Source organism: Vibrio coralliilyticus ATCC BAA-450, assembly GCF_000176135.1.
GTDB classification, from domain to species: Bacteria; Pseudomonadota; Gammaproteobacteria; order Enterobacterales; family Vibrionaceae; genus Vibrio; species Vibrio coralliilyticus.
This window is the reverse complement of the sequence record NZ_ACZN01000017.1, coordinates 442,178-460,525: the sequence shown is the minus strand read 5'-3', so window position 1 is coordinate 460,525 and position 18,348 is coordinate 442,178. Positions and strand designations below refer to the sequence as shown.

The following is an 18,348-nucleotide window of genomic DNA, read 5'->3' as shown; positions in this document are numbered from 1 at the left end:
ACCAGAGCACACAGCACAAGGATGTGTGCTATCGGGTTTATTCTGCAACACCACCTTGAGTCAGCTTCGCCGGATCTAGCAAACGCTCTAGCGTAGCGCGATCAAGGTCCGTTTCTTCTTCTGCCACGTCAATAATGGCACGTCCTTGTTTGTATGCTTTCTTAGCCACTTCAGCTGCTTTCAAATAGCCAATAACAGGGTTGAGCGCCGTCACCAGTATTGGGTTTTTCGCTAATGCGACTTGAAGGTTGTCTTCACGGACATTGAAGGTCGCGACCGCTTTGTCTGCCAGAGCAATTGCGCTGTTGGCTAACAGTTCGATGCTTTCCAGTACATTGTGAGCGATCACAGGCAGCATGACGTTAAGCTGGAAGTTGCCAGATTGGCCGCCTACGGTGATGGTGGTGTCGTTGCCGATGACTTGTGCGGCTGCCATGGCTGCGGCCTCTGGGATCACTGGGTTTACTTTGCCCGGCATAATAGAAGAGCCTGGCTGTAGGCCTTGAAGTTCAATCTCACCCAAGCCAGCAAGTGGGCCCGAATTCATCCAGCGTAGATCGTTCGAAATTTTCATGATGGCAACGGCAGCCGTTTTGAGCTGACCGGAAAGTGCGACCAAGGCATCCTGACTGCTTAGGTTATAGAAGAAGTTTTCGCTAGAGGTGAACTGTAGGCGTGTTGCCTGAGAGAGGTTATCTGCAAAGGCTTTAGCAAATCTTGGATCAGCATTGATACCTGTTCCCACAGCGGTGCCACCTTGGGCCAAAGCTTTAACGTCAATCAGGCTTTGTTCAATTCCTTGCTTCGCTTGTTCAAGCTGGAATTGCCAACCGCCAAGCTCTTGATCAAATGTGATTGGCATGGCGTCCATTAGGTGCGTTCTGCCTGTTTTCACAACATGGCCGATTTCATTACGCTTACTCTGTAGCGTCTCAATGAAATGATTTAACGCTGGGATAAGCTGTTTTTCGACTGTTAGTGCTGCGCTGACCTGAATCGCTGTTGGAACAACGTCGTTGCTGCTTTGACCCATATTGACATGGTCGTTAGGGTTCACGTCACCGCCCAGAATATCACTGGCTAACGTAGCTATCACTTCATTAGCATTCATGTTCGAACTGGTGCCTGATCCAGTTTGAAAAACGTCAATCGGGAAGTGTTCTAAGTGCTGACCATCAATAATGGTTTGCGCTGCGTCGGCTATCGCATTCGCAATATCACCTTCCATCAGACCCAGTTGAGCATTCGTTAAAGCGGCTGTTTGCTTTACGTATGCCAGCGCCTGAATAAACGCGGTTGGCATCGTATGTTTGCTGAAATGAAAGTTGTCCACTGCGCGCTGTGTTTGCGCTTGATACAGAGCGTTCGTGGGTACTTTCACTTCTCCCATGCTGTCTTTTTCAACACGGAATGTCTGTGGGGCAGAAGATTGAGTCATTGGTGATCCTTTTGAATTTAATCGTGCGGCGTCTGGATGCGCTGCAATTGTTGTTGTAGGTTTAAAAACTTAATGTCGCCATCTTCCCACTGGTAGTAGTAGCGCTTTAAGCATAGTAGGGGAGTATGAATAGCGTCGAGGCAGACCCGTCGGAACGTGCGACTTCTCACCGGATCTTGAATGGCTTCAATCAAATGAAAATACACCTGACGTAGGTAAAGTTCACACAGCAGTGGGTTCTCATTCTCGGTACCTTGCTCATAGAACGAAGACAAGGTCATCGCCCAGTGAATGTAATCGTGAATGATATCGGGCTCGAATCCACAAGGTGTGTAGCGTTCAACAAATCTGTCTTGTGCTTTAAAGAAAGCATTATAAAGCGGTTTCTGGCTATCCATACTGACCTCAAACTTTTTGTAATGATAATTATTATCGTTTTCAATAATCGAATCAACCCTGTTTGATGTATGGATGTCAGACAGTGCGCTGGCGCACAATCAGGTGATGTTTTCTTCTGATAATGGCGGCGACTAATGAGGTGCTTCAAGATAAGAGCAGTGCTGAAAAGAATAAACCGACGCCATAGGCGGAGTGGGTGAACAGACTTAATGTTCTCGCTTTGGTTCCAACCGTGACTATTACAGCAACTTGGACTGCTTAACAGGCTTATCAGTCAGCAGATTGATAGAGATGTGGTTACACTAAACACTAATTAGAACCAATAAGGTCGCGCTTTGCTTACCGACAAAAGACTTACATTTGCCACTGCCAATTTGTTCAATTTCATCGAACCCCCCGGTGCGTTCTATGACTTTGAAAATATCTATGACGCTGACGCGTGGGAAGCTAAATGCCAATGGACAAAAAATGCCATTCTGAACCTCAATGCAGACATTATTGGAGTTCAGGAAGTATTTAGTCTCGATGCTGCCCGCCAGCTATTCGAAGAGTTGGGGTACTCGTATTTCGCTAGTGTTGATAGCCCAAACATTGAAAGTGATTACATCTACTCCCACCCCGTTGTGGCTCTGGCTTCTAAATACCCGATCTCGCATGTTGAAGCGGTCACGTTACCGGCATCATCGCTAGCAGGCTATTCAATCCCGCAGCCGGAGTTTAGCCGTCAGCCCGTTTTTGCTGTGGTAGAAGTGCCAGATATCGGTGAAGTCGCTGTTTATGTTAGCCACCTAAAATCTCAGAGAGCCACCGAAGCAATAGAAGAAGGTGAAGGACAACCGCTGGTGGGCCAATGGCTTTCAAGCCAGCAAAGAGGATGGGAGGCGGTGATGTTAAGATTAGCGATGGAACAACAATACGCGAAGCATCCGATCCCGACTGTTCTGGTGGGGGATATGAATCAGCCGATCAGCAGCGACATCACAGGCTTACTGACCAAAGTTATCGAAGGCGAATCCTTCCTTATGCTGCGAGACAGTTGGGACATTTTCGTTATAAAGCAGCCTGGGGCAGAGCGTCCGCCCACACACTATCATTTCGCAAAAGGTAACGTGCTCGACTACATCTTATTTTCGCAGGAGTTTCAGCCCGACTCGCAGTACTCAATGGCCGATGTGACGTCCTATTCGACGCTCGACAATCACCTGATAAATCCCAGTTTTGAGCGGGACAAGCAGGCGAGTGATCACGCGTTTGTCTCGGTGACAGTTAGGTTTGTGCTGTGATGTGTTCGACACTAATTGTTAGCTAGCCATCGAATTGATGTGAACGGCAGTGTTTCCAAGTGAGCGATAGCGTTTTCAGGCGTGCAAAAAAATCCCCTCGTAAAAATACAGAGGGGATTGAATTCAGAACGAGTAGGCGTTACTTAGATTTTCTTTGCTGTTCTTTACGTGCAATCTTTTCTTTTCGACGTTGAGCAATCACCTGATCGGCCTCGCCTCCAACGTGCGTTTCGCCGCGTTTGTTAGCGAGTTGAACTTGCTTTTCACGCTCACGGAAGCGTGCTTTTTGCTCATCTGTATGCTTGTCGATACATTTAGGGCAGCTAACGCCTTTCTCAAACGCTTCAGATTCCATGTCTTCCTGTGTAATCGGCAAACGACACGCATTACACATCTCGTAGCCACTTTTCTCTAGCTGGTGGTTTACCGCGACACGGCCATCGAATACGTAGCAATCGCCTTCCCACATGCTTTCTTCTTCAGGCACTTCTTCAAGATACTTCAGGATGCCGCCTTCCAGGTGGTATACCTCTTCGAAGCCTTGTTCCTTCATGTAAGCCGTAGACTTTTCACAACGAATACCACCAGTACAGAACATAGCGACTTTCTTGTGCTTTGCTGGATCCATGTTTTCTGCCACGTACTCAGGGAAATCGCGGAAAGTGTCTGTTTTCGGGTTAACGGCATTTTTGAACGTACCAATTTCGATTTCGTAGTCATTACGTGTATCGACGACGAAAACTTCTGGATCTGAGATCAGCTCATTCCACTCGTCTGGCTTAACGTAAGTACCGACGACATGACGAGGGTCGATGCCTTCTACACCGAGCGTCACAATCTCTTTTTTCAGCTTAACCTTGGTACGATTAAACGGTTGGTTTGTGTCGAATGACTCTTTGTAAACGATATCTGCAAGGCGAGAATCCTGCTTGAACCAGGCGAGAAGAGTGTCGATACCTTCACGGCTAGAAGCGACCGTACCGTTGATGCCTTCGTTAGCAAGCAAGAGCGTGCCACGGATTTCATGTTGTTCCATCAGCGCTTTTAGCGGCTCACGAAGTTCCACATAATCTTCAAGACGCACAAACTTGTAAAGTGCGCATACTACGTAATCTGTCATGTTTTTTCCTTTTAGCGAACTGGAGCGTAAATCCAGAGCTTTGAGTTAAATCGGGCGAAGTATAGCGGAGAGTACTAGCGACAAATACAGACAGTTTTTAGGGTTTAATCGACGAGGTATGTTTTGTCATATTCTGAAGATAAAAGGTTTGTCTAAACCGTTAGCTCAATTCGGTTTCCGTCCGGGTCAAAGAAGCAACTTTCGTAGTAGCCGTCCCCCGTTGTTCTTGGGCTGCTGAGTATCTCGTAGCCATCTTCAACTAAGCGTTGAGTTAATTGATCTACCGCCTGTTCTGAGCCAAGTGAAATGGCAATATGGATAAAACCAGTGAACTGGTCATAAAGGTCATCTTTTGACTCTGGAATGCTGTCCATTTGCATTAGCTCTAGGCGGCAACCACTGCTAAAAGATAGGAAGTAAGAAGAGAAGCTCTTTTCACTGTTATGGTATTTTTGATTGGGCGTCGCGTTGAAATACTTGATGTAGAAATCTTTTAGTAACTCTAGCTGTTTGGTCCAGAGCGCAACGTGCTCAATTTTCATAATCGCATCTCAGTCGGTGTGTTTGATTGGAAATGCTAATCGTGAGCGAGGAAGGAAAAAAGAGATGATTTCTTTAGTTTTTTTTCTTCATTGTTGGCGACATTGGTTGGGAAGAAACCAGATATCGCTATGGATTCGTGACACTTAACTCTGGTGGAGTTGTAGTGCAAGAAAAGAGGATGTGATTGCCGGCGGCGTTTTCCTAATTAGTGTGCCTTGCAGGGGCGGTGGAATAAAATAAACCCTCTCATTTTGAATGAGAGGGTTTATTGTTGTGCTTTATGGCCTAAGGTTTGAGTTTAAGTACCTTATCGATATCTTCAGCGCTGTGGCGTTCTGGTACTTGTTCCCACTCTTCGCCCCATGCGCGGTTGACGATACGACCACGCTGGACTGCTTGGCGAGCTTCAATGGCTTCAGCCCAACGCTTAAGGTGTTTATAACTATCGACATCTAAGAACTCACCTGCATCATAGGCATTTCCTAACACTAAGTTTCCGTACCAAGGCCAGATAGCGATGTCTGCAATACTGTACTCTTCACCCGCGATAAAGGTATTGTTTGCCAGCTGCTTGTCTAACACGTCCAGTTGACGCTTCGCCTCCATTGAGAAGCGATTGATTGGGTATTCAAACTTCTCTGGCGCGTAGGCGTAGAAATGACCAAAACCACCGCCTAGGTACGGCGCAGACCCCTGAAGCCAGAACAGCCAGTTCATGACCTCTGTTTTCGCCGCGACATCTGTTGGTAGGAAATGGCCGAATTTCTCGGCGAGGTAAAGCAGAATATTACCTGATTCGAATACATTGATTGGTGTGTCACCTGAGCGGTCAACCAATGCTGGGATCTTGGAGTTTGGGTTCACCTCGACAAAGCCAGAACCAAACTGATCACCGTCGCCAATTTTTATCAAATAAGCATCATATTCAGCTTCACTGACACCAAGCGCGAGAAGTTCCTCAAGCATAATCGTGACTTTTTGGCCATTTGGTGTGCCCATTGAATGAAGCTGGATTGGGTGTGAGCCCACAGGGAGCGCCTGCTCATGACGGGCGCCTGAGTCCGGTCGGTTAATGCTGGCCCACTGGCCGCCATTTTCATCTTCCATCTTCCAAACTTTTGGTGGTACGTATTGGTTAGTCATTGTTATTCCTTATCCAAAATTGATATCCGGCACTTCCTTATCTTGGGACAGATTCAAAAAGATAAAAGCCCCAACGGGTATTCTCATTAGAACCAAAGGTTCTGAAAAATTGTTTCTGGATATAAGAATATCCTAGAGAGCCACTTCCGTATTACAAAAATATTTTGAGCGGGTGCCAGCAGGTGTTTTAGTTAATAACGCGAGTGGTGACCTTGCGGAAACCGAAATGAGAGCGCATTTGGAAGCGGTAATGCGGATTGAGAAATAACACTCATGAGACAAAGCAGCCCTGCAAGTGATATGCAGGGCTGTTTTTTTATTGGGCTTTCAATTCTGCCAGTACGTTAAGTAGTGACGGTTGAATGCTATGCCCCAATGCTTTCACCTCTTCACAGGGTTCGAGCAAATCGGGGATTTGATAGGTGGTCATGTTGGCGGCGACTGCACTTTTTACCCCGTTATTGGAGTCTTCGAACGCGATACAGTGTTCAGCTTCAACATTGAGGCGGTCAGCAGCCAATAGATAGATTTCTGGGTCCGGCTTGCCGACAGACACTTCACAGCCGCAAGTCAGGCTATCAAAGTACTTGTCTAAACCCGCAAGGCGCAGTTTAATTTCTGCGACGTCACGGTGAGTAGAGGTTGCCACTGCGGTTGGAATTTGCTGTTCTTTAAGCCATTCCAACAGTTCCACGACGCCTTCTTTTACTGGGATTGGTTGGTGTTTGACAATAGCGTCGTAGTTGCGGCGCCACTCATTGTGGAGTTTGTCGAGATCATCCCCATAGGCAGCTCGAAAGATCTTTTCTATGCCCGCGGCGTTACGCCCGATGATGGAGAGATAAACGTCTTCATAGAAAGGCAGGTTGACGTTCACACAGGCTTGCTTAAAGACTCGCATGCATACACGCTCGGTGTCTAACAGTAGGCCATCCATATCAAAGATAGCGGCTTGAATTTTCATGGGTACAGCATAATCCTTAACGGTTCGGGCGCTCATTCTTGCACACTTCTAAATTATAGTAAAAGCGCTGATATGACGTGGATTTATCGATTGTTAAGGTGAGGTTAGGAGAAGGTCACAATCCGATATTTGGAGTGATTGAATCGTTTGCTATTTATTGTTTTGTTATTTACTTTATCGTCAACTGTTCTATACCAAAGTACTCTCATGAAAAACATTTTCACTATAGCAGCGTTAAGCACTGCATTGTCCGTTCCTTTTGCAGCATTTGCCAAACCGGTTGAATTTCAAAACATCCCTGAAATCATGAACAAATTTGAGTCTGCGGATTTGTACGTGAAAAAATCCGCGACATTGGGCCGTTTGCCTGAGGCATCAGAGCTGGGAAGCGATTTCCCTACCTATGTCTCAGATGGTAAAGGCGGTTATAGCCTTGAAACGCGCAACGTGATGACGGACAGCGTGGTGATAGCCAGTATGCCAGAGCCGATTGTGGGTGAAGTCTATAATCAGTGGTTAGTGCCAAAAGAAACTTGGCAGAAAACCTATGGAAAGTTGCCAACGTCGACAGAGTTTAAGCCGTTCAAGCGAATTAAAACCATCAAAGCCATCAAGATTGATGACGAGATGCTGAAATTACTCGGCAGTGAAGATGGCAAAACCGCCATTATCAAAGTGAGCTGGGATGAGCAGGGAATGAAAGTCTACAAAGACGGTTACCTTGCTGATTATGAATACGGTATTGCTCCTCAGGAAATGCAGGAAAACTACGAATTAGCCAAGTAATATTAAAGGCTTACACATAAAAAAGGTCTGGTATTTACCAGACCTTTGTTATTTCAGCGGAAACTACAGCATCCACATTCTAGCTGTGCGTGCCGGAATGTTAAACGTATGGTTACGCGAACTCACGACAGTTGTATCTCCCGTTAGCGTATCTTTGTACGAAACGTTCCAATTGAACTCGTGTTGGTACGTATCCACAGTAACGGATTTCGCATCGCCACACTTGTTGATGCCGACTACGCCTTCCTTACCACGTTTGAAGACCAGCGTGCACTGGTCACTGTGTAAGACGGTCATTGATTTACCCTGCATCGAGTTGTGGAACTTGAGCATGTTAATCATAGTGGCGTCTTTCCAGACGTCAGCCCAGCGACCATTATCTCTATCTTCGCTATCTGGTAGCTCATCACTATAGACAAGTGGCGTACCACCGTCTTTACCCAAAACGTATGCGTAAGCTAGCTGCTCATCCTTAGGATCCATGATTTGATAACGGAAGCCATCATTGGTTGGAATGTCATGAGTCACGGTGAAGGTAATGGCGCGTGAGTTTTCTAACGCTTGACCGTAGGCTTGAGGATCATGAAGTTGGTTTAATCCGCCACCGAAAGAGAAAGCGCCGCGAATAGAAGCGAACAGAGGGAAATCGTAAGCAGCGTGATTGGTATTGTTCAGGTAAGGGGCCAAAAAGGCTTCATAGCCACTATCGCCCTTACCACCACTGGTAATGACTTCGCCAAATACATGCATTCCAGACGTAATGTCTGATGTGAAAATCTGGTCGATCTGGTACTGACTCATGTGTTTGACAGCATCGATGCGGAAGCCTTTAATTCCCATCGACTTAAGTGCCTGAAGGTATTGCTTCTGCTGTGACACCACCCAATTGTTTGGATCCAAATCTGGTAATCCGGTATCGCCATTATCACCACAAAGTCTCCAGTACTGAACGTGACCTGGGTCGTTCCAGTTGGTGATACAACCGGCAGCGTGAAAGTCATTGCCAGAGAACAGGTTCTGACTCAAGTCGCCAAACAATGTCTGGTTGGCGTAATAACTTGAGCGTGCAGAGTAGTCGTTAAGCACTTCAGTACCAGGGTAATTCAGGTCGCTACGCTTTGACGCTTCGTTGGCCATATGATTCAGAACGACATCGGCATAAACGTCTACACCTTGCGCTTTAAGTGCAGCAATCATCGCTTCTAAATCTTGCTTATTGCCCAGAGGAGAATCGATAACACGAAAATCCTGAGGCTGATAGCGTGCCCACCATTGGGTGCCACTAGATTTCATAGCGGGTGAAATCAGAACCTTTTTGAATCCGTTCGCAGCGATTTGCTGGGCGTTATTCGTTACATCCGAATATTTCCAGTTGAATGCATGCAGGATTGCATCGGCATAAGTGACTTGCGGTACGCTGAGAGCAGCGGTGGCAGCGAGTAAAGTTGTTATTTTTTTCATAGGGTGTTTCTCGTTATTGATATTCAGGCTAATGATATTTTTATGGCTTGCTATTAGTAGTGCTCGAAATAGAAGACTGAATTACGGTCACATTCTGTAGGGGTCCAATTTATAAAATTTCTAGTAGAGTAGAACTTTGCAGGGATTGAGGTTATTTTTTGAACGAACTGTTTGAAAGTTGTACAAAGTGTCAGCTCGAGCACTTTTTTATAACGTTGACGAAACCGTCATTTATTATTTGTTGAGTTAAGGTGGCCATTGAACGACGTAAGCTTACGCAGACTCCAGCAACTGCTTATAAAATATGAGGCGGGGAAAACATATCATCTGTCGATCGATGAACTGGAGATAGCATTATCAACTTCGAGAAGAAACACTTCTAATATTCTGAAAAGCTTGTCTGAGATAGGTTGGATCAGTTGGCTTCCCTCTAAGGGAAGAGGAAAACTCAGTCAGTTTAAGATCTTGCATAATCTGCAGGGAGCACTAGAACAAATCTTTTATAAAGAGCTAGAACAAGGGCGCTTTTCTTGTATTTCTCGTTTGATGGAGCTTTATGGACACCTTGCTGTAAAAGCTATGGCTGAAGCAACAGCAACGCGAGCGAGTGCCAATGAGCGTTGCGATAGCTTGCTAATCACTGAATATCCATGGGTAGATACACTAGAACCAGCTAAGACATACCGCATCGCTGAGATGCAGGTAATCCGTAGCATTTACAGTACGCTATTAGTGCAAGATGAATCAGGACGTATTCAAGCGGGACTGGCGCATTGTTGGAAGGTAGAAGGGCGTTTTATTCATTTGTGGCTCCGTCAGGGGATAGTTTGCCATGACGGGGAAAATTTAGAAGCTACTGATGTCGCTGAATGCCTTAACAAGCTAAAAGCTACCGACGGACCGGTGAAGTATCTCTTTGAGCAGGTTGTTGAAATACGCATCCTCGATGCAGGGCAAGTAACGATTGAGCTCCAGCAACCTAATGCTTTGTTTTTGCATGTTTTATGTTTGGTTCATGCTTCGATTTATCGCCTCAAATCAGCGTACTTCTCAAGTGGCCTAAGTACGTATATAGGAAGCGGTCCTTTCTATCTGAAAGATTGGGATCGAGAGCGCTTGGTGTTAAAACGACATCGTAATTACTATGCGCAATCCGCCTTGCTAGATAAGATCACCTTGTCTTCTTCTTCAGAGCTGAGTGACTTCAGCATCAGTTTCAATAAGGATGGAGATTGTGAGGAGAGTACTATCAATGCTTTGTCTTACCTTGCCATCAACACAAGGCCTAATGCAGGAATCAGCCGAAACGACCTCCTTGAACTTGTTGAGTACTTACGTCGTTGCCGAGCTAATTTGGACTCAGAAACTGTTGTTAATGATGTAGGTTTTGCGCCTTGCTTTGACAGTGTTTCTGATGACGCGCCACCACGCTTAAGTGGACACTTAGTACTGACCATGCCTCGACTGACGATTCCTTGTCTGCAAAAGATCGCTGGGTGGATACAAAGTACAATTCTAGAAACCGGACTAACCCTTGAAATTCTCGAGTTAGAGGATATCAGTAATCCAAGTTCAGTCAGCGGCCATGCCGATATTCTATTTATTGAAGAAGTCATAGAGCAGCCTGAAGAGTTTGGATTGTATGACTGGCTTCTTGCTAGCTCCGGCCTGAAATTCATTTACGATCAAACAGAAATGGATGTTCATTATGAGCAAGTGAAGCACGCAATGAGCGATATTTTATACGTCTATTCATTGCGGAAAATTGAGCAGGCTTTGTATGACAATAACCTGCTTTTGCCTCTGTTCCATGGCAAAGAAAAGATTTCACGTAGCCTTGAAGTTCATGGCGTTGAAACGAATAAATCTGGACTGAGCGAGTTCTACAAGCTTTGGATTGATAAGGAAAAACAATAATTTAATACCATTTTGTTGATAATGGATGGTTAATAAAACATGCATGGTTTTCGTTAAACCCTTTCATGTTTTATGCCTATCAAAGCCTATACCATCGGCACGTGTTACCAATGATTACACATCAGGATGCACTTGCTCTGTGCGGTGCAGTTTTACCCATAGGAAATATGTGTCAGGGCTTATTATCATGACTTCCAAAATTATAACTATCGCGACTGTTTCTACACTTTTGACAGCCTGTGGAGGTGGTGACGGAGGAGCAACCTCGTCATCCACTTCACCCTCCTCTCTTCAATCTAAATCAATTCAAGGTGTCGCTATTGATGGCTACATCTCAGGTGCGACTGCATTTCTTGATCTGAACTACAACGGTGAGCTTGATAGCGGTGAACCAAAGAGTATTACCGATGCCAATGGTCGATATGAGCTTTCTCTATCCGGAGATAATGCAGATTGTGTTGATTACGTGCCAATCGTGGTTGATGTACCTGTTGGTGCCATTGATGCTGACGATCCAAACAATCCAATTGAAGAGCCGTATCAGCTGTTCTTTCCTCCAGTAAAGATGACGACTTCAGATTCTGAAATTAGGTCAACGACCCCATTGACTTCCATGCTTTGGAACGAGATGAAGCTAAAACTGGACCTAGAAGATAATGCTATGAGTAGTTGTGCAGACCTAAAACTTGCGATTCAGTTGCAAGGCATTACAGACAATAGCATTCAGGAATTAGAAAACGGTGTGGCGAGCCGGAATAACGTTAGTGTAGAGCAACTGTATAGTGACTTCATAAAAGAGGATGACAGTGAAGTAAAAGCGCTTACACAGAAACTAATGCCAGTAATCAAGGAGTCTTATCGTGAATCAAAAATGTTGAGACAAGAAAACCCAGCAGCCGAAGAAGCATACGTTAGTTACATTGTGCGCAGTAAAAAGGATACCAATGGCGAGCTGAACGACCAATGGTACAAAGTTCAAGTGACAAAGAGTGATTCAAAGGTAGAAACAAGAGCATATGAAGTAACGAGCGAGCTTGTTGACCCTCAATTGCTTGAGCATATTGTGACACACACAGCCGAGAATAGTGACTTGTCCTATACAAGAGAGTACAGCCTGCGTAGAGAAGCTGAGGGTAATCAAGAGTCTATTTTGAGTCGTTCATTTAATTGCACAATTAAAGAAACTATTGAGGAATCTCGAGTTACCGATGCAAATTCAATGACTATTTATGAAGTAACCAATCAATCTGGTATTAAAAAAGAGTCCAGTATGGACGATTGTTTTGGTAATTATGTTGGTGGGGCTGATTTTGAGCAAACCATAGAAGTGATGGCGATTAATAATAGTCAGGATCAAGGGACAGTTATTACTGGGCATCGTTTTACTTATGACCAACATACGCCCTATGCCAAATGGGTAGACGTGGATCCTACTTTGAATAATGTTAATGGAAATTTGCTGGGAAGTTTTTTCTATATAGGCACCGATTTTAGTGAAAACTCGGCTCACGACTCAGTACGTTGGGTGAGATCGAAAGCTGAGTTTGGGCAAAGTGTGTTTGGTCAAAATGAGTCGTTACAGTATCAAGTGATTACAACAAAGGACTCAAATGGAGATTGGTATATGGAAACTGACTACGATGATGGCCGCTCTGTATATGAGTGTTCTGAAAGCCAACTTGGTGAGTGGGCTCAATGTTCAAGTTCACTGCCTCCTTTCACCAATAACGATAAGGTTCTTAACAATACTAGACTAACAGTACTTAAGGTTACAGCTGCACTTTTGCAACAAAACAATGAGTAGTTAAGAATAGTGGGCTTAGTGAGAAAGTAGGCCATTTGAATGAAAAAACATGCACTATTTTCCTCCATTTCTTACATGTTTTTCCAAGTGTATAGCCGTTAGTATTCTCAATGCGTTAACCACTGCTATAACGCTACGCGCCATTAAATCCTTAGTGGCGCGTTTTTGCCTTTCACTTTTCATCGGAAATTTTGCAATGAATCTTAAACTTCTTGCTGTTGTCCCCTTCTCTATAGGCATAGTCGCATGCGGGGGAGGCGGCGACGGTGGCTCATCTAGCTCTAGCGCTTCATCACAAACACGAAGTCTTCAAGGTGTGGCTATTGATGGATACATCTCTGGAGCGACGGCGTTCCTAGATATCAACTACAACGGTCAGTTAGACTCTGGCGAGCCGAGTGCTGTGACTAATTCTGAGGGCAGCTATCGCTTATCCTTGTCTGGTAGCAACTCTGATTGTATTGATTACGCGCCTATTGTCGTAAATGTCCCTGTCGGTGCGATTGATGCAGATGCTCCTAATACGCCTATCAGTAAACCGTATCAGCTTGTTTTTCCTCCAGCGATGACACTGAGTTCTGAGCATGAGATAAAATCCACAACTCCTCTAACGACGGTATTGTGGAATCAAATTCAGGAAGATCTGCATGAAAGCGGTATCACCAGTTGTACGGCGTTGAGATCAGCTGTTAACACCCAAGAAAAGGTTATTCAAAATGTGAAGGAGCACGATCATCGTATTGCGGCCCGTTACAACATCGCAGTAGATAAAATTTACGGCGATTTCATTAAGGATGATAACAAAGAGCTGTACGAATTAGCTCAGAAGATGATGCCCGCGATTAGACAGTCGTACAGTGATACCAAAGCACTTCAACTGGAGAACTCAGGGGTTCATCAAGCCTACATAGATTACTACTGGAAGTACTGGGACGAAGATACAAAGCAAAAAGTCGATAAGTGGTATAAGGTCAAAACGGTCCTCACTGAAACTAAGCTGGTACACACAGAATATGAAGTGTTAGAAGACTTAAAGACCGAAGTGCTATTAACCCGCCATACAGAGCGAAATACGAAAAAGAAAGCAGGGTTTGATTACACTAAGAATGCTTCATTATGGATCAACGAAGATAACGCCAGCTACAGCTGTTATATCACGGAGTCAATTGAGCAGCTTGTTCAACCCAACTCTCTGAAAACTTACCGTGTCAGTAACAGCTCAAGCACGCAAGAACTGGATTGGGATAGCTGCAAAAACAATAATGTGGGAAGTAATTTCACCCAATCTTTGGAAGTGTCAGTCGTTAATAATTATCGTGATGGTATGTTACGTGCCCAGCATATTTTTAGCTATCATCCCGATCCTAAGTATCCAGAATGGGTAAACATTGAACAGAAGATCGATAGTTTTAGCCGTAGTACATTGGATCAACTAAGTTATATATCCTCAGATTTCAATGACGACTCAGATTACGGGGCACATACATGGGTGAGATCCAAGTCTTCTCAAGTGGCTGTAACACCTTACAAATTCGACGGTATCTCAATTTCAAGAAATGCTATTGGTGATTGGTGGAAGAATACTTATTACCACAATGGTACATCTTCGTTGGAATGTTCCTTGGACAAAGGTAAGACTTGGTCAAAGTGTAAATGAGTGTTGTCTTTAGAGATTGAGCCCCTTAATGGGGCTCTTGTTTAACTGGATAGTGAGTATTTGTAGTAAACCAAAGAGAGAATGTTTAGTAGACTGTGTCCCTAATTACAAAATCATAAAGGGAAATCAGAATGAGTCAGCAGAAAGTCGCGTTTATTGGCCTTGGTGTGATGGGCTACCCTATGGCGGGTTACTTAAGTAAAGCCGGATATTCCACCAAAGTGTTTAACCGCACTAAAACCAAAGCAGACAAATGGGCTGAGGAATACCAAGGTATTGCGTGTGAGACGCCTAAACAAGCGGCTCAGGATTGTGATGTTGTGTTTGTTTGTGTGGGTAATGACGACGACGTACGCAGTGTTATTTACGGTGAAGATGGCGTTCTTGCTGGATTGAAGGCAGAAGCCGTGCTGGTAGACCATACGACAACGTCCGCTGAGCTAGCAGTTGAATTGGCGGCAGCAGCAAAAGAAAACGGCAATCAGTTTATTGATGCGCCAGTTTCTGGTGGTCAAGCGGGTGCGGAAAACGGCGTGCTGACCATTATGTGTGGTGGTGACCAAGCGGTGTTCGAAGAAATCTCACCAGTGATGGATGTGTACTCTAAACAAATGACGTTGCTGGGAGAGAATGGTCAGGGTCAACGCTGTAAAATGGTTAACCAAATCTGTATTGGCGGTATTCTCCAAGGGCTTAGCGAAGCGTTGCTACTCGCTCAAAAATCTGGTTTGGATGTAGAACAAGTGGTTGAAACCCTCAAACATGGTGCAGCGGGTTCATGGCAAATGGAAAATCGCGCCGTGACAATGTCACAAGATAAGTTTGATTTTGGTTTTGCCATTGATTGGATGCGTAAAGACTTAGGGTTCTGCCTAAAAGAAGCGGAACGAGTCGGACTTGATTTACCGTTAACTAAGAAGGTCGATGAGCAATACGCTGAGCTACAACAAGATGGCTACGGACGTATGGATACTTCTGTTCTGATGAAAGCGGTGGCGAAAAGACAATAAGCGCTGAATAAAACAATACGCCGATGCGTGCAGGTTAGCGATCGGCGTATGGATTTCAGTACTGACTCAAGCGGGTTGCTCAGTATCAGTAGAAGATGAACAGCTCTTTGGTGTCAAATAACTTAAAGAATTCGAATCCTTTCATAGCCAACTCTCCTCATTTGTAACATCTATGGTTAATGGATTGGTGAAGCCGTATATGCGCTTCTTTTCTTAACTGCTGTTACATACTTAAAACTAGTGCAACCTACAGTTTTTTGCCAAATTGTTGATGAGTTAAACATCTGTCCAGATCGATTCCCTGTTACCCCACGGACTCACAAAAGCCGTGGGGCGTCAGTGCAAGTTACTGTTTCAAATCAAAGCGGTCAGCATTCATTACTTTGGTCCAAGCGGCTACGAAGTCGCGGACGAATTTCTCTTTGTTATCATCCTGAGCGTAGACTTCAGCGTAAGCGCGTAGGATGGAGTTAGATCCAAACACAAGGTCGACTCGGGTTGCTGTCCATTTTTCGTCACCGCTGCTGCGTTCGACAATAGAGTAGGAGTTACGCCCTGTTGGTTTCCATGTGTATCGCATGTCTGTCAGGTTGACGAAGAAATCGTTCGTCAGCGCACCAACATTATCTGTTAATACACCGTGGCGAGAGCCAGAGTGGTTGGTCCCAAGAACACGCATACCACCAATTAGAACCGTCATTTCTGGTGCTGTTAAACCCAATAGCTGTGCATGGTCTAGCATCAATTCTTCAGGACTTACTGCGTAATGCTGCTTCTGCCAGTTTCGGAATCCGTCAGCGACAGGCTCTAACACATCAAATGAATCGACATCCGTCTGCGCAGCACTTGCATCACCACGTCCCGGAGCAAAAGGAACGGAGATGTCTACACCAGCGGCGCGTGCTGCTTGCTCAATGCCAACGTTACCTGCAAGAACTATGGTATCGGCAACACTCACCCCTGACTCAGAGGCGATACCTTCTAGTACCGAAAGTACTTTAGCGAGCTTTTCAGGTTCGTTACCTTTCCACTGATTTTGTGGCGCAAGGCGGATACGAGCACCATTCGCGCCGCCACGTTTGTCTGAGTTACGATAGGTACGAGCACTGTCCCAAGCGGTTGAAACCATATCGCTAACGCTTAAACCACTTGCGGCGATTTTAGCTTTGACCGCTTCAACATCGTAATTGCTTTGACCAGCAGGGACAGGATCTTGCCAAGTTAGCTCTTCTGCCGGAACATCTGGGCCAAAGTAGCGAGATTTTGGCCCCATATCGCGGTGCGTCAGCTTAAACCAAGCACGAGCGAAGGTGTCGGAGAAGTAAGCAGGATCGTTGTAGAAGCGCTCTGAGATCTTGCGGTATTCAGGATCAATCTTGAGCGCCATATCGGCATCAGTCATGATTGGGTTGTGACGAATACTTGAATCTTCGACATCAACAGGTTTGTCTTCCTCTTTGATGTTGTCTGGTTCCCACTGCCATGCACCTGCTGGGCTTTTTTGCAAAGACCAGTCATAGCTGAACAGAAGATGGAAGAAGCCGTTATCCCATTGAGTTGGATGGGTTGTCCATGCACCTTCCAACCCACTGGTCACTGTGTCACGGCCAATACCGCGAGAGGTGTGGTTATTCCAACCAAGACCTTGTTCATCTAGCTCTGCACGCTCAGGTTCAGCACCGAGTTTAGCAGCGTCACCGTTACCGTGGGCCTTACCAACTGTGTGGCCGCCAGCGGTCAATGCGACGGTTTCTTCGTCATTCATTCCCATACGTTCAAAAGTGACACGCATGTCTTGAGCCGTTTTCAGTGGGTCTGGTTTTCCATCGACACCTTCAGGGTTGACGTAGATGAGGCCCATCATGACGGCGGCAAGTGGGTTTTCTAAGTCACGCTCACCCGAATAGCGACTGTTTTCACCACCGCTTTCTGCTAGCCATTCTGTTTCTGCACCCCAGTAGATGTCTTTTTCTGGATGCCAGATGTCTTCACGACCAAATGCAAAACCGAAGGTTTTCAGCCCCATAGATTCATAGGCCATGTTGCCAGCAAGGATCATCAGATCAGCCCAGCTGATTTTATTGCCATACTTCTGCTTGATAGGCCAAAGCAAGCGACGAGCTTTGTCCAAGTTCGCGTTATCAGGCCAGGAATTGAGTGGAGCAAAGCGTTGGTTACCGGTATCTGCACCACCGCGACCATCGCCTGTACGATAAGAGCCTGCTGAGTGCCACGCCATACGAATCATTAGACCGCCATAATGTCCCCAGTCTGCTGGCCACCAGTCTTGGCTATCGGTCATCAGTGCTTTAACATCATTTTTTAGTGCTTCAACGTCGAGCTTTTTAAGTTCTTCACGATAGTTAAAGTCCAGGCCCATTGGATTCGATTTCTGGTCATGCTGATGCAAGATGTCGAGGTTGAGCGCGTTTGGCCACCAAGCTACGTTAGATGAGTCTGAAGAAGTTGCACCGCCATGCATGACAGGACATTTACCGCCAGTATTCACGTTTTTGTGTTCCATGATTTGCTCCTTTAGTGTCGCTTATTCACGGTCGCCACTTTGATTTTTCTTATGTCGGTGGCAATCGAATTATTCGTTATTTGCTTAAAGCCAAAGACGTCTTCCATTGGCAAAGCGTCTAATTGAATGTCCGTCATTGGACTGACTTTCTAGCATTGAGAATAGATGGCGAGTGGATTTTTATAAAACTGGTTGTGGCTATGTTATTGATAGATGTTTTCTATCTCATGGATACTGATGGCGTAAGAGGAAAAAATAACAGGGGAATTTTTAAAGGGGAAGCAGGGCTACCATCTCAG

General features: G+C 45.3%; 15 protein-coding genes. 6 read left to right on the top strand and 9 right to left on the bottom strand.

Annotated features, from left to right (window positions below):
* Positions 1-37: 37 nt before the first annotated feature.
* Together VIC_RS17265 and VIC_RS17260 are read right to left on the bottom strand one after the other, a co-directional pair.
* Positions 38-1,438, bottom strand: coding sequence for a class II fumarate hydratase (locus tag VIC_RS17265; protein WP_006961364.1), 1,401 nt, complete (start codon positions 1,436-1,438; stop codon positions 38-40).
* A 17-nt stretch (positions 1,439-1,455) separates the two neighbouring features.
* Positions 1,456-1,836, bottom strand: coding sequence for a hypothetical protein (locus VIC_RS17260; protein ID WP_006961363.1), 381 nt, complete (start codon positions 1,834-1,836; stop codon positions 1,456-1,458).
* A 336-nt stretch (positions 1,837-2,172) separates the two neighbouring features.
* Between VIC_RS17260 and VIC_RS17255 the strand changes: the two genes are divergently transcribed.
* Positions 2,173-3,120, top strand: a complete 948-nt coding sequence (locus tag VIC_RS17255; RefSeq protein ID WP_006961362.1) for an endonuclease/exonuclease/phosphatase family protein — start codon at positions 2,173-2,175, stop codon at positions 3,118-3,120.
* 139 nt (positions 3,121-3,259) lie between these two features.
* Here the strand turns inward: VIC_RS17255 and trhO are convergent, their stop codons facing one another.
* The 4 genes from trhO to VIC_RS17235 form a co-directional block, all read right to left on the bottom strand.
* A complete protein-coding gene (trhO, locus tag VIC_RS17250) occupies positions 3,260-4,240 on the bottom strand; it encodes an oxygen-dependent tRNA uridine(34) hydroxylase TrhO (RefSeq protein ID WP_006961361.1) in 981 nt (326 codons plus the stop codon).
* Between the two features lie 152 nt (positions 4,241-4,392).
* Positions 4,393-4,782: a VOC family protein gene (locus tag VIC_RS17245; protein ID WP_006961360.1), complete on the bottom strand. Its 390-nt coding sequence runs from the start codon at positions 4,780-4,782 to the stop codon at positions 4,393-4,395.
* A 286-nt stretch (positions 4,783-5,068) separates the two neighbouring features.
* Entirely contained in the window at positions 5,069-5,926 is an 858-nt protein-coding gene (gene yghU / locus VIC_RS17240) for a glutathione-dependent disulfide-bond oxidoreductase (RefSeq protein ID WP_006961359.1), read from the bottom strand.
* A 316-nt stretch (positions 5,927-6,242) separates the two neighbouring features.
* Complete coding sequence (locus VIC_RS17235) at positions 6,243-6,890, bottom strand: HAD family hydrolase (protein WP_006961358.1); 648 nt, start codon at positions 6,888-6,890, stop codon at positions 6,243-6,245.
* A 207-nt stretch (positions 6,891-7,097) separates the two neighbouring features.
* Here VIC_RS17235 and VIC_RS17230 point away from each other — a divergent pair, with 207 nt between their 5' ends.
* Positions 7,098-7,676, top strand: coding sequence for a hypothetical protein (locus tag VIC_RS17230; protein WP_006961357.1), 579 nt, complete (start codon positions 7,098-7,100; stop codon positions 7,674-7,676).
* 63 nt (positions 7,677-7,739) lie between these two features.
* On the opposite strand, the gene VIC_RS17225 is transcribed toward VIC_RS17230, so the two are convergent.
* The gene (locus VIC_RS17225; protein WP_006961356.1) at positions 7,740-9,137 is read right to left on the bottom strand and encodes an alpha-amylase family protein; all 1,398 of its coding nucleotides are present in this window, start codon (positions 9,135-9,137) and stop codon (positions 7,740-7,742) included.
* Positions 9,138-9,395: 258 nt separating this feature from the next.
* Here VIC_RS17225 and VIC_RS17220 point away from each other — a divergent pair, with 258 nt between their 5' ends.
* The 4 genes from VIC_RS17220 (at position 9,396) to VIC_RS17205 (ending at position 15,525) form a co-directional block, all read left to right on the top strand.
* Positions 9,396-11,054: an ABC transporter substrate-binding protein gene (locus tag VIC_RS17220; protein WP_006961355.1), complete on the top strand. Its 1,659-nt coding sequence runs from the start codon at positions 9,396-9,398 to the stop codon at positions 11,052-11,054.
* Positions 11,055-11,241: 187 nt separating this feature from the next.
* Complete coding sequence (locus VIC_RS17215; RefSeq protein WP_236612186.1) at positions 11,242-12,858, top strand: hypothetical protein; 1,617 nt, start codon at positions 11,242-11,244, stop codon at positions 12,856-12,858.
* A 196-nt stretch (positions 12,859-13,054) separates the two neighbouring features.
* Complete coding sequence (locus VIC_RS17210) at positions 13,055-14,515, top strand: hypothetical protein (RefSeq protein ID WP_039952154.1); 1,461 nt, start codon at positions 13,055-13,057, stop codon at positions 14,513-14,515.
* A 131-nt stretch (positions 14,516-14,646) separates the two neighbouring features.
* Positions 14,647-15,525, top strand: coding sequence for an NAD(P)-dependent oxidoreductase (locus tag VIC_RS17205; protein ID WP_006961352.1), 879 nt, complete (start codon positions 14,647-14,649; stop codon positions 15,523-15,525).
* Between the two features lie 346 nt (positions 15,526-15,871).
* On the opposite strand, the gene katG is transcribed toward VIC_RS17205, so the two are convergent.
* Both katG and VIC_RS27150 read right to left on the bottom strand, forming a co-directional pair.
* On the bottom strand, positions 15,872-18,049 hold the full coding sequence (gene katG / locus VIC_RS17200) for a catalase/peroxidase HPI (protein ID WP_006961351.1): 2,178 nt from the start codon (positions 18,047-18,049) through the stop codon (positions 15,872-15,874).
* An 11-nt stretch (positions 18,050-18,060) separates the two neighbouring features.
* Positions 18,061-18,186, bottom strand: a complete 126-nt coding sequence (locus tag VIC_RS27150) for a hypothetical protein (protein ID WP_006961350.1) — start codon at positions 18,184-18,186, stop codon at positions 18,061-18,063.
* Between the last annotated feature and the right edge of the window lie 162 nt (positions 18,187-18,348).